General features: G+C 61.1%; 10 protein-coding genes. 7 read left to right on the forward strand and 3 right to left on the reverse strand.

Annotated features, from left to right (window positions below; all coding sequences use genetic code 11):
* Positions 1-6 precede the first annotated feature (6 nt).
* The 3 genes from AC6GQJ_RS14960 (at position 7) to AC6GQJ_RS14970 (ending at position 4,381) form a co-directional block, all read left to right on the forward strand.
* A complete protein-coding gene (locus AC6GQJ_RS14960) occupies positions 7-537 on the forward strand; it encodes a gamma-glutamylcyclotransferase (protein WP_500769653.1) in 531 nt (176 codons plus the stop codon).
* Between the two features lie 74 nt (positions 538-611).
* Positions 612-1,895 (forward strand): biopolymer transporter ExbB, encoded by a 1,284-nt coding sequence (locus AC6GQJ_RS14965; RefSeq protein ID WP_500769655.1) that lies wholly within the window; start codon positions 612-614, stop codon positions 1,893-1,895.
* A gap of 2 nt (positions 1,896-1,897) precedes the next feature.
* Positions 1,898-4,381 (forward strand): peptidoglycan -binding protein, encoded by a 2,484-nt coding sequence (locus AC6GQJ_RS14970; protein WP_500769656.1) that lies wholly within the window; start codon positions 1,898-1,900, stop codon positions 4,379-4,381.
* Positions 4,382-4,388: 7 nt separating this feature from the next.
* On the opposite strand, the gene AC6GQJ_RS14975 is transcribed toward AC6GQJ_RS14970, so the two are convergent.
* The 3 genes from AC6GQJ_RS14975 to gloB form a co-directional block, all read right to left on the reverse strand.
* Entirely contained in the window at positions 4,389-5,357 is a 969-nt protein-coding gene (locus tag AC6GQJ_RS14975; RefSeq protein WP_500769658.1) for a M23 family metallopeptidase, read from the reverse strand.
* Positions 5,357-7,678, reverse strand: coding sequence for an ATP-dependent Clp protease ATP-binding subunit ClpA (gene clpA / locus AC6GQJ_RS14980; RefSeq protein WP_500769660.1), 2,322 nt, complete (start codon positions 7,676-7,678; stop codon positions 5,357-5,359). The genes AC6GQJ_RS14975 and clpA overlap by 1 nt, the downstream gene beginning before the upstream one ends.
* Positions 7,679-7,869: 191 nt before the next feature.
* Positions 7,870-8,637 (reverse strand): hydroxyacylglutathione hydrolase, encoded by a 768-nt coding sequence (gene gloB, locus AC6GQJ_RS14985; protein ID WP_500769662.1) that lies wholly within the window; start codon positions 8,635-8,637, stop codon positions 7,870-7,872.
* Positions 8,638-8,709: 72 nt separating this feature from the next.
* Between gloB and AC6GQJ_RS14990 the strand changes: the two genes are divergently transcribed.
* The 4 genes from AC6GQJ_RS14990 (at position 8,710) to AC6GQJ_RS15005 (ending at position 12,871) form a co-directional block, all read left to right on the forward strand.
* Positions 8,710-9,453, forward strand: coding sequence for a class I SAM-dependent methyltransferase (locus AC6GQJ_RS14990; protein ID WP_500769664.1), 744 nt, complete (start codon positions 8,710-8,712; stop codon positions 9,451-9,453).
* Between the two features lie 427 nt (positions 9,454-9,880).
* Positions 9,881-10,441, forward strand: a complete 561-nt coding sequence (locus AC6GQJ_RS14995; protein ID WP_500769666.1) for a F0F1 ATP synthase subunit delta — start codon at positions 9,881-9,883, stop codon at positions 10,439-10,441.
* Complete coding sequence (gene atpA / locus AC6GQJ_RS15000) at positions 10,442-11,983, forward strand: F0F1 ATP synthase subunit alpha (RefSeq protein ID WP_500769668.1); 1,542 nt, start codon at positions 10,442-10,444, stop codon at positions 11,981-11,983.
* Between the two features lie 15 nt (positions 11,984-11,998).
* Positions 11,999-12,871: a F0F1 ATP synthase subunit gamma gene (locus AC6GQJ_RS15005; protein WP_500769670.1), complete on the forward strand. Its 873-nt coding sequence runs from the start codon at positions 11,999-12,001 to the stop codon at positions 12,869-12,871.
* Positions 12,872-12,885: the final 14 nt, after the last annotated feature.

A 12,885-nucleotide genomic window follows, 5' to 3' on the forward strand; every position in this document is an offset into this window, starting at 1 on the left:
AGACAAATGACGATGTGGGTGTTCGGCTATGGCAGTCTTCTTTGGAACCCCGGTTTCGACGTGGCAGAAGAAGTCACCGCGACCCTGTCGGGCTATGCGCGGTCGTTCTGCATGCGATCAATCCATCATCGCGGCACCGAAACCGACCCCGGTCTGGTGCTGGCATTGGACGCTGTGACCGGCGCGCTGTGCAATGGCGTGGCCCTACGGGTTGCCGCGGGCAAGGAAGAGGCCACGCTCGCCTATCTTCGCGAACGCGAGTTGATCTCGTCCGCCTATATCGAGCGGGTGTTGGACGTGACCCTGAGCACGGGGGACAGTGTGCCTGCCATCACCTATGTGATCGACCCCGATCACGTGCAGTATTGCGGCGGCCTGCCGCTGGATGAACAGGCGCGGATTATCGCGCGCGCGGTCGGCGGGCGGGGGCCGAACCACGAATATCTGTTCAACACGGCCGAGCATCTGAACACCCTTGGCGTGGCCGACCCGGACCTTGACTGGCTGGCACGCCGCGTTGCGGCGATCCGCGCATAAATCCTTGGCGCTTTTGCCGCAACTCCGTTAGATTGCTGCAAGAGCAGCGTAAAAAAGAGGTCATAAGCCGACCCATGGCACAGACCACCACCGAGGCGCAGCCGCACTTTTCCCAGCCCGTGCGGCAAATCGTATTGATGTTCATTGTACTGGGCCTTTCGGGCGCCGGTGTGATCCTTGCCCTGCCGCGCGTGTTGCCGGTGTTTGAGGCAAACCCATATCTCAACGGCTTTATCGTCTTTGTCTTTCTGATCGGCGTGGTTGCCTGTTTCTGGATGGTGTTCCAGTTGATCCAGTCGGTGCGCTGGATCGAAGGGTTCGCAGGGGGCGGTCCGACAGGGGACGGGCAGGCGCCGCAACTGATGGCCTCGCTTGCATCCCTGCTGCGCAGTCGCGGATCGCGGATGCAGTTGAACGCATCCTCGACCAAGTCGATCCTTGATTCCGTTGCCACCCGTATCGACGAAATGCGCGAGATTACGCGATATATCGTCAACCTGCTGATTTTCCTTGGGCTTTTGGGCACGTTTTATGGGCTGGCGACGACGGTGCCTGCCCTTGTCGATACGATCCGCAGCCTTGCACCACAGGACGGCGAGGCGGGGTTCGAAGTGTTCGCCCGCTTGATGAGCGGCCTAGAGGAACAGCTTGGCGGCATGGGCGTCGCCTTTGCCTCGTCGCTGCTGGGCCTTGCGGGGTCGTTGATTGTGGGGCTTCTGGAACTGTTCGCAGGGCACGGACAGAACCGGTTCTACCGCGAGCTTGAAGAATGGCTGAGTTCGATCACCCGCGTCAGCTTTGCCAGTGAAAGCGAAGGCAGCGGAGAGCCGAACGTGCTGGCCGGTGTCATTGACCATCTGGCCGAGCAAATGGAAAGCCTGCAAACCATGTTCACCCAGTCCGACATCAGCCGGTCGATGGTCGATGAAAAGCTGGGCAAGCTGGCGGATTCTGTGGATCGCATGACCACGCGGATGCAGGAACAGGACGGCAATTCCGGCGCGCTGGACCGGCTTGTGGACAGTCAGGCACGGCTGGCCGACGGGCTTCACGCGCTGTCCGAAGGGCAGAACCGCAGCGCCGCCGGTCAAGAGCGGCTGATCGAGATTATCGAGACCCAAGGCATGGGCGATGGCATCGACGCGGAAAGCCGGATGCGCCTGCGGTCGATCGACGTGCAGATGCTGCGCATTCTGGAAGAGATCAGCGCCGGACGGCAGGAAACGATGGCCGAACTGCGCACTGATATTTCGGCGCTGGCATCGGCGCTTAGCCAGCCGCGCGGCATGAACCGCAGAACATCGGGCGGCAATGGCGGCGGGCGCGGGCGGCAAGGGTCCGACGGCGGGAAACCCTAGCCATGGCATTGTCGCGGCGCACTGGACAACGGTTTCAGGCCTCTATCTGGCCCGGTTTTGTGGATGCCATGACCGGCCTTTTGCTGGTGCTGATGTTTGTGCTGACCATTTTTATGGTCGTGCAATTTGTGCTGCGCGAGACGATCACCGGACAGGAAAGTGAGCTGAACCAGCTGGCAGGCGAGGTTGCGGCGCTGGCGCAGGCCTTGGGGCTGGAAGAGCGGCGTGCGAACCAGCTTGATGCGCGGCTGTCATCGCTGAATGCGACGCTGAGCGATGCGCAGACGCAAGTCGAGGAACAAGCCGCACTGATCGCATCACTGACGGGCGAGCGGGATGCGCAACGTGCTGCGCTGGACGCGGCGCAAACGCAGATCACTGGGTTCGAGGCGCAGGTGGCGGCCCTGATCGCACAGCGGGATGGTGCGCTGGATCGTGTGGCGGGGCTGGAAACCGCGCAGGCGGAATTGCTGTCGGAACAAGAGGCGCTGAACGCTGCCCTTGCCCAAGCGCGCAGCGAGACCGACGCCCAGACCGAAGCGGCGCGGCTGGCAGCGGCGCGAACCGATGCGCTGCAAGCCCTGATCGCGGATTTGCGGGCGCGCAATGCCGATAGCGTGGCCGAGGCGAATACGCTGCAAGCCGACCTTGCCGCCGCTCAAGAAGAACTGAGCGCGCAAGAAGCTGCACGACTAGCCGAAGCCGCCGCCGCAGAGGCGCTGCGCGCGCGTTTGGAAAATGCGGATGCCGAACTGACCGCCATGACCCTCGCGCTTGAGGCGCAGCGTCAGGAGGCCGAGGATACCTTGACCCTGCTTGCTGCCGCGCGCGCGGCAGAGGCGGATCTGGATGCACAACTGGCCGCTGCGTTGCTGGCGGTCGAAAGCTCGACCGATACGGCCACGAATGCTCAACAACAACTCGACCAGCTTGAGGCCGATCTGGCCAATGCGCTGGCGGCACTTGAGGCAGCAGAGGCCGAGACAGATTCCGCCGCATCCGAGCGCGCAAATCTGGAGGCGCAATTGGCGGCGGCACTGCTCGACGCCGAAGGCGGTGCGGCAGCGGCGGCAGAGCTTGAGGCGCAATTGTCGCGCGCCTTGGGCCAGTTGGATGAACGCACAGCGATGGCGGCCACGCTGGAGATGCGCCTAAAAGCCGCCGAGGAAGCGTTGGAGGGCGGTACGCAATCCACCGCCGCGATGCAGACAGAGTTGGGAGAGGCCCAAGCCGCCCTACGCGAAAGTGAGGCGCAAGTCGAAGGTTTGCAGGCGGAACTGGAACGCGCCCAGACGGCGCGCGCCGCTTCGGCCGAGGATGTGGCGGAACTGCAAGCGCGGATGAGCACCCTTGAGGCGCGCATCGCGGCATCCGATCTGGAACTGACCGATATCCGCGATCAGCTGGCCGCTGCGGTGGCTGCGAAACTTGCGGCAGAAGCGGATCTGACGGCGCAAGCGGGCGATCTGAATGACTTGCGCACCCAACTGGCAGCGGCGATTGCAGCACGGGATGCGGCGGCAGCGGATGTGGCTGCGGCAGGGGGCAGTAATGCCGAGGTGCGCGAACAACTGGCCGCTGCGCTGGCCGCAAAACTGGCAGCAGAGACCGAATTGCAAAGCCTTGGTACCGACACGGCAGAGGCGCGCGCGGCCCTTGCCGATGCGCTGGCGCAAAAGGCCGCTGCGGAAAAGGAACTGTCCGACGTTACAACCGCTGCCGAAGAACGCGCCGCCTTGCTGGCGGCTGCACGTGAGGCGCTAAGCGAGGAAGAGGCCGCGACCCTTGAGGCGCAGCGCCAGACCGAATTGCTGAACCAGCAGGTCGCGGCGCTGCGCAACCAGCTGGGCCAGTTGCAGGCCTTGCTGGATGATGCCGTGGCACGGGATGCGGCGCGGGATGTGCAGTTGCAATCTCTGGGGTCGGAACTGAACACCGCACTTGCGCGCGTGGCCGCAGAAGAACGCCGTCGCCGCGAGTTGGAGCAGGCCGAACGCGAGCGGCTTGAGGCGCAGCAGAAGGATCTGGAACGCTATCGCTCCGAGTTCTTCGGGCGGTTGCGCGATGTGCTTGGCACGCAAGACGGGGTGCAGATTGTGGGCGACCGCTTTGTGTTCTCCTCCGAGGTGCTGTTCCCGCCAGGCGGCGCGGACCTGTCCGAGGCGGGCGAGGGCGAGATCGCCAAGATCGCAAGCATCCTGCGCAACATCGCGGGCGACATCCCGGCAGAAATCGACTGGGTGATCCAAGTGGACGGGCATACGGACAACGTACCACTGTCGGGCACAGGCGAGTTTGCCGATAACTGGGAACTCAGTCAGGCGCGGGCACTGTCCGTTGTGAAATACATGGTGAATTTCCTTGGTATTCCACCGGATCGCGTGTCGGCCAACGGGTTCGGGCAATACCAACCGATCAATCCCGCCAACACGCCCGAAGCGCGCGCGCAGAACCGCCGGATCGAACTTAAATTCACCGAGAAGTAAGCGCGTTCTACCGAACGACAACCGATCCGGATTCCGAATTGATCGTCCGCCTACCGCGTTGCAGGCTGACCGTGCCGCGATAGGTGCCCTTGGGCCAGTTGGCGCGGCGCTTTTTCCCGACAGCGCGGAACAGTTGCGCCTGATTTTTCTCGATTACGACGGTTTCATCCATAAACCTGCCCTCTGGCCCGTCGATGCGCAGCACCATCCGGTCGCCCGCGCGCGCGCCAAAGGCATAGCCGAACAACACCAGCGCTGGCGCGGTGTCGGGCAGGCTGGCCTGCGCGGCCCTGCCTTCCTTGATCTTGTCGAATTTCGGGATGGCGTCAGCAAAGCCGACAGTCAGCACACCACCGGGACGGTAGGGCGGGGGCGCGGCCCACAGCGTTTTAGGGTCCGGCGCGTTGCACGCAATTTTGCCATCGGGGTCGAACGGGTCCACCACATCGCCGGCCTTGCGTACTGTCATGTGCACGTGGGGGAACTGGCTGCGCCCTGACAGGCCGACTTGCCCCAGAACGGTGCCGGTGGTCACCTGCGCGCCTTTGCGCACCGCGACAGAGCTGCGTTTGAGGTGGCAGTACTGCGTGGTCCAGCCGTCGCCGTGGTCGATCACCACGCCGTTGCCGCATTCGCGGCCACTGACCGACGCCTCGAACTGGCGGGTGTAAATCTGGTCTTTGACGCCGTCGCGGGTGGCGCGCACCGTGCCGCCCGCGGCGGCGATCACGTTCACACCGCGCTGCATCTGCGCGATAGAGCGCAGGGCGAAGTCGGTGCCTTTGTGGTTGTTGTAGCTGAGGTTGGAGCAGCGGAAATCCCGCGCCGAACGGGACGGGTCATGATCGACATACTGCTGCACGAAACAGTCGGACCCGAGGTCGCAGTCAATCGGGATATTGAGGGTAATATCCCTTGCCGCCAGTGGACCGGCGGCAAGGGACAATATCAGGGATGCGACAGCTGCCGCGCGCATCAATCCGCGGTCAACAACGGAGGCTTGTTACCGGACAGGCGCGGTTTATCCGGCCCTTCCAGTTTCAGGTCCAGCTCGCCATTCTTGACGCCGACCTTGACCACGCCACCCTTCATCAGTTTGCCGAACAGCAACTCTTCGGCCAGCGGCTTTTTGATGTATTCCTGAATGACGCGGCCCAGCGGGCGCGCCCCCATCTTGTCATCATAGCCTTTGTCGGCCAGCCATTCGGCTGCGGGTTTGGTCAGTTCGATGGTCACGTTGCGGTCCATCAGTTGCGCCTCAAGCTGAAGCACGAACTTTTCGACCACTTGCAGGATCACCGATTTCGGCAGCGGCGCAAAGCTGATCACCGCGTCCAGACGGTTGCGGAATTCCGGCGTGAACGTACGTTCGATCGCGGCGGTATCCTCGCCCTCGCGGCGGTCGCGGCCAAAGCCGATGGCCGCCTTGGCCATTTCGGACGCGCCCGCGTTCGAGGTCATGATCAGGATCACGTTGCGGAAATCGACAGTGCGCCCGTTATGGTCGGTGAGTTTGCCGTGGTCCATCACCTGCAACAGGATGTTGTAGACGTCTGGGTGCGCCTTCTCCATCTCGTCAAGCAGCAGAACACAGTGCGGATGCTGGTCGACACCATCGGTCAGCATGCCACCCTGATCGAACCCGACATAGCCGGGAGGGGCACCGATCAGGCGTGATACCGCGTGTTTCTCCATGTACTCAGACATGTCAAAACGCAGCATTTCCACACCCAGCGTGTCCGCCAGTTGTTTGGCGACCTCGGTTTTACCAACACCGGTCGGACCCGCGAACAGGTAGTTGCCGATGGGTTTTTCCGGCTCGCGCAGGCCTGCCCGCGCCAGTTTGATGGCCGAGGCGAGCGCGACAATGGCGTTATCCTGACCAAAGACCACGCGTTTCAGCGATGCCTCGAGGTCTTTCAGCGTTTCGGCGTCATCCTTCGACACGTTCTTGGGTGGAATGCGGGCGATCTTGGCCACGACATTCTCGATCTCTTTGGTGCCGATGGTTTTGCGCCGTTTGGCGGCAGCCACCAGATGTTGCGCCGCGCCCGCTTCGTCGATCACGTCGATGGCAGAGTCAGGCAGTTTGCGATCATTGATATACCGGCTGGCCAGTTCCACGCTCGTCTTGATCGCGTCCGCGGTGTATTTCACGCCGTGGTGATCCTCGAAATAGGGTTTGAGGCCCTTGAGGATCTTCGTTGCATCCTCGACCGAGGGTTCGTTCACGTCGATCTTCTGGAAACGACGGGACAGTGCGCGGTCCTTTTCGAAATGCTGGCGGAACTCCTTGTAGGTGGTAGATCCCATGGTGCGCAGTTTGCCGCCCTGCAACGCAGGTTTCAGCAGGTTGGACGCATCCATTGCCCCGCCGGATGTCGCACCGGCACCGATGACAGTGTGGATTTCGTCGATGAACAGGACCGCGTCTTTGTGCTCCTCAAGTTCGGTCACAACCGCTTTCAGCCGCTCCTCGAAATCGCCGCGATAGCGTGTACCGGCCAGCAACGCGCCCATGTCGAGCGAGTAGATGGTTGTGCCGGACAGCACTTCGGGTGTTTCTCCGGCCACGATCTTGCGCGCCAGCCCTTCGGCAATCGCCGTTTTACCCACGCCGGGGTCACCCACCAGGAGCGGGTTGTTCTTGCGGCGACGGCACAGCACCTGGATGCAGCGTTCCACTTCGGAATCGCGCCCGATCAGCGGGTCGATGTCGCCCTCGCGGGATTTCTCGTTCAGGTCCACGCAATACTTGGCAAGCGCGCTTTCCTTTTTCTCGCCTTCGGTAACGCCTTGGGGTTCTTCCTCGGCCTCGGGCGCGCCGGAAACAGGGCGTGCCTCGCCAAAGGCGGGGTCTTTGGCGACGCCATGGGCGATGAAGTTCACCGCGTCATATCGCGTCATGTCCTGTTCCTGCAGGAAGTAGGCGGCGTTGCTTTCGCGTTCGGCAAAGATCGCGACCAGCACGTTCGCGCCCGTCACCTCGGTCCGGCCGGACGATTGCACATGGATGGCCGCACGCTGGATCACGCGCTGGAAGGCCGCCGTCGGCACCGCTTCGGAGCCGTCAATGTCGGTCACAAGGTTGGACAGGTCGTCGTCCACGAATTCCATCAACGTGCCTTTCAGCTCGTCGATATCAACCGAACAGGCCTGCATCACACGGCGCGCATCCGGTTCTTCAACCAAGGCGAGCAGCAGGTGTTCAAGGGTTGCGAACTCGTGCCGGCGTTCGTTGGCCAGCGCGAGTGCTTGATGAATGGCTTTTTCCAGTGTCGTCGAAAATGAAGGCACAGCGTGCTCCTGTCGATCGGGGTCGGGTGGGGCTTCGAGGGATATCGAGGTCCCGCACCAACCATGGCCTCTTGTGTTTAAGTTTGGTTGAACAGCGCCCGTCTTCAAGACTTTTCTTTGTCTTGACGTCCGTTTTATCGGTCACGTGCGTGTGTCTTCGGCGAATTGGCGTGCCGTTAGCGCAATCACACTCAGAAATTGTCTTTTCTGCTGCGGATCTCGCTAAACACGTCGGCGGCGTTGGCGCCTGTCATGCCCAGATGGGCCTGAATGGCGGGGTCATGTGCGCGCAGAAACGGGTTGGTGGCCAATTCGTCTGATAACAGGGATGGCACGGTGGGCGTGCCGCTTGCGCGTTTGGCGGTCACGTCCTCGACACGCGATATAAGGGCGGAATTTTCCGGATCAATAGTCAGGGCGAATTTGGCGTTTGCGGCGGTATATTCGTGGCCGGAATAGACGACTGTGTCTTCTGGCAGCGCGGCCAGTTTTTGCAGGCTTTCGTGCATTTGCGGTTTGGTCCCTTCAAACACGCGTCCGCAGCCAAGGGCCATAAGGCTGTCGGCCGTGAACACGGCGCGCGAGTCTGGGAAATAAAATGCAATATGGTGGATCGTGTGGCCCGACACGTCGATGACAGTGCCGGTTTGTGCACCCACGGTCACACTGTCGCCATCGTTCAGCGCCAGATCAAGCGGTGGCAGACGGTGCGCATCCGCCGCAGCGCCCACCACGCGGGCAGGGTGGGCGGCCAGTACCTCGGCCAGCCCCTGCACGTGGTCGTCATGGTGGTGGGTGATCAGCACATCGCTCAGCGTCCAGCCAGTTTCGGCCAGCGCGGCAAGGATTGGCGCCGCTTCGGGCACGTCGATCAGCGCAGTCGCGCCCGTTTCGGTGTCATGGGCAAGAAAGGCATAGTTATCGGACAGGCAGGGGATTGTGCGGATATCAAGGGGCATGGCTTTTGCGCTTTCTTGCAGTAGGTTCGGACCAAAGGTGGCCCGAGTGGCGCGCAGAGGCAAGGGGACGCGATGCATCTGGACGTACAGGATTTGCGTAATTTCTATTACCGCAGCGCGCTCGGACGTGCGGCGCAGACCTCTTTACGGCGGCGCATGCTGGAACTGTGGCCCGAGGCCAAGGGCCAGACGGTTGCGGGTTTCGGCTTTGCTGCGCCGTTGTTGCGCCCCTACCTGAAAGAGGCGCGGCGCGTGATTGCCCTGATGCCCGGACCGCAGGGGGTGATGCCGTGGCCGCCGGACGGGTCCAATGTGTCGGTCCTGACCGAGGAAACCCTGTGGCCGATCGAAACGGGGCATGTGGACAAGTTGGTCATCCTGCACGGGCTGGAAACATCCGAACGGGCCAATGACCTGCTGGAAGAAGCGTGGCGCGTGCTGGGGCCAGGCGGCAAGGCGCTGTTCATCGTGCCCAACCGCGCAGGGCTTTGGTCGCGGCGCGACCGCACGCCCTTCGGCTATGGCCGCCCCTATTCCGCAAGCCAGCTTGAGACGCAATTGCACAAACACCAGTTCCTGCCTGAGCGGCATTTGGGCGCGCTGTATCTGTTCCCGTCGAGCAAGCGGGTCTGGATGAAATCCGGCGCGATGTTCGAAAAAATTGGGCGCACCATGCCGGGGATGGTGGCAGGCGGGGCGTTCATGGTCGAAGCCTCCAAGCTGGTCTATCCACCCAAGGGCAAGGTCGCCCGATCCACGGCGAAACGACAGAAGGTGCCGCAAGGTGTGCCCGCCCCCATCGGCGGGGGGCTGTAGACGGCGCATCAAGACGGGGCCGGATGCGCCTGTCCGTAAGGTGGCGCATGGGGCCCGACGGGCGCGTTCAGACCGACGTTCACCGCTGGGCACGGGGCAAGGTGCACTCAAGTGCGGCACATGAGGCATTATTAACCATCAGGCGGGGGCAATCCGGCGCAAGACGCGCGGAATCACATGAAAAGCCTCAAGAATTGTGTGGAAAACTTAACAATCTCTGGCGGTCAAACCGCCGCACTTTTCCTAAGCGCATGAAATTTAACAAAAACCTGCATTTCACCCGTTCACGAAGATATGTTGCGGGGTCTTGCCCCCTCTGTTACATCCCCCGTGATTTCCTCGCTTTGAGTCAAACCAAAGCGTTCCAACACCCTCGGCGCGCGCTATAGTCCCATGTGTCCGAGGCCAAGACATCGAAAGGGTGGACGTGTCCGAACCAGCTTCGATCTCCACAGGCATCGCTGCACGCTATGCCACTGCTGTCTACGAGCTTGCCAAGGAAGCAGGCGATGTGAAAGGCCTTGAAGCCGACATCGCGACGCTGACATCGGCCATGGCGGACAGTTCCGATTTTAATGCGCTGATCAACTCGCCGCTGTACAGCCGCGAAGAACAGCGCAGCGCCGTCACAGCGATTGCCCAGAAGGCCGGGCTGACCTCTGTGATGACAAACACGCTGTCCCTCATGGCGGACAAGCGCCGTTTGTTCGTGGTGCCACACCTTGTTCAAACGCTGCGCGAAGTGATCGCCAAGGACAAAGGCGAAGTGACTGCCGAAGTCACCTCGGCCAAGGCGCTGACCAAGGCGCAACGCGAAAGTCTCGCCAAGACGCTCAAGGCCCGCATGGGCAAGGACGTTTCCATCAATGCTTCCGTCGATGAAAGCCTCATCGGTGGTTTGATCGTAAAAGTGGGTTCGAAGATGATCGACACGTCGATCCGCTCCAAGCTCTCTTCCCTCCAGAATGCAATGAAAGAGGTCGGATAAATGGGTATCCAAGCAGCAGAGATTTCTGCAATCCTGAAAGACCAGATCAAGAACTTTGGTCAAGAAGCCGAAGTGGCCGAAGTCGGTCGCGTGTTGTCGGTTGGTGACGGTATTGCCCGTGTATACGGCCTTGATAACGTCCAAGCCGGTGAAATGGTCGAATTCCCAGGCGGAATTCAGGGCATGGCGCTGAACCTTGAATCCGACAACGTCGGTGTGGTTATCTTCGGCTCCGACCGTGACATCAAAGAAGGCGACACGGTCAAGCGCACAAACTCCATCGTGGACGTGCCTGTGGGCAACGAACTGCTGGGTCGTGTTGTGGACGGTCTGGGTAACCCGCTGGACGGCAAAGGCCCGATCAACGCCAAACAGCGTAGCGTTGCAGACGTTAAAGCCCCTGGCATCATCCCGCGTAAATCGGTGCACGAGCCGATGGCGACTGGCCTCAAGGCCGTTGACGCGATGATCCCGATTGGCCGTGGCCAGCGTGAATTGATCATTGGTGACCGTCAGACAGGTAAAACTGCCGTTGCTCTGGACGCGATCCTGAACCAGAAATCCTACAACGACGCCGCAGGCGACGATGAAAGCAAGAAGCTGTACTGTATCTATGTTGCCATCGGTCAAAAGCGTTCGACCGTTGCCCAGCTGGTGAAAAAGCTCGAAGAGTCCGGCGCGATTGAATATTCGATCGTTGTTGCCGCGACTGCTTCCGATCCTGCTCCTATGCAGTTCCTCGCGCCTTACGCCGCGACATCCATGGCGGAATTCTTCCGCGACAACGGTCGCCACGCGCTTATCATCTATGATGACCTGTCCAAACAGGCCGTGTCCTACCGCCAGATGTCCCTGCTGCTGCGCCGCCCACCAGGCCGCGAAGCCTATCCCGGCGACGTTTTCTACCTCCACTCTCGCCTGCTGGAACGTTCGGCCAAGCTGAACGAAGAAAACGGCTCCGGCTCGCTGACGGCTCTGCCGATCATCGAAACCCAAGGTGGCGACGTTTCGGCCTTTATTCCGACAAACGTGATTTCGATCACTGACGGTCAGATCTTCCTTGAGACCGAACTGTTCTACCAAGGTATCCGCCCTGCCGTGAACACAGGTCTGTCGGTTTCGCGCGTTGGCTCCTCGGCCCAGACATCTGCGATGTCTTCGGTTGCGGGTCCGGTGAAACTGTCGCTCGCCCAGTACCGCGAAATGGCGGCCTTCGCCCAGTTCGGTTCCGACCTTGATGCCGCCACTCAGCAGCTGCTGAACCGTGGTGCACGTCTGACCGAGCTGATGAAGCAGCCACAATACGCGCCTCTGACCAACGCCGAGATCGTCTGCGTCATCTTCGCAGGCACAAACGGCTACCTGGACAAGATCAAGGTGTCCGAAGTGGGTGCCTTCGAGGCCGGCCTGCTGAAGTTCCTGCGCAGCCAGAAATCCGACTTCCTGAAATGGATCTCGGACGAGGATCCCAAGTTCAAATCGGGTGAAAACGTCGACAAGATGAAGGCGGTTCTCGACGAGTTCGCTTCGACCTTCGCGTAACCGGGAGGTAGGGCAATGCCAAATCTCAAGGACCTGAAAAACAGGATCGAGTCGGTCAAATCGACCCGCAAGATCACGAAGGCCATGCAAATGGTGGCCGCCGCAAAACTGCGGCGGGCACAGGAAGCTGCCGAAATGGCGCGCCCCTATGCCGAACGGTTTAATGCCGTGATGGCGGGGCTCGCCTCCAGCGTTGCGGGCTCTGATTCTGCGCCCAAATTGCTGGCAGGCACCGGTTCGGATCAGGTCCACCTGTTGGTGGTCATGACGTCCGAACGCGGTCTGTGCGGTGGTTTCAACACCAACATCGCCAAACTGGCGCGGGCACATGCGTCCAAGCTGATTGCTGCGGGCAAGACAGTCAAAATCCTGACTGTTGGCAAAAAAGGCCGCGACCAGCTCAAGCGTGACTACGCCGACAAATTTGTCGGTCACGTGGACATGTCTGAAGTCAAGCGGCTGGCCTACAGCGACGCCCAAGGCGTGGCCAAGGACGTGCTGAGCCGTTTTGATGGTGGTGAGTTCGATGTGGCGACGATCTTCTTCGCGCGCTTCCAGAACGTCGTGACGCAGATCCCGACAGCACAACAGATCATTCCGTTCGCGATCCCCGAAGAGTTCGAGGCCGCCGACACGCTGTATGATTACGAGCCGGACGAAGAGGCCATTCTGGCCGATCTTCTGCCACGTGCGATTGCAACGTCGATCTTTACGGCGCTGCTGGAAAATGGCGCGTCCGAACAGGGCGCACGGATGTCGGCGATGGACAACGCAACCCGCAACGCGGGCGAAATGATCGACCAGTTGACCGTCGAATACAACCGTTCACGTCAGGCCGTCATCACGAACGAGCTGATCGAAATTATTTCCGGCGCGGAAGCGCTGTAAGAAAAACCGGAGAC

This window comes from Tateyamaria sp. 7Alg 36, assembly GCF_059882455.1.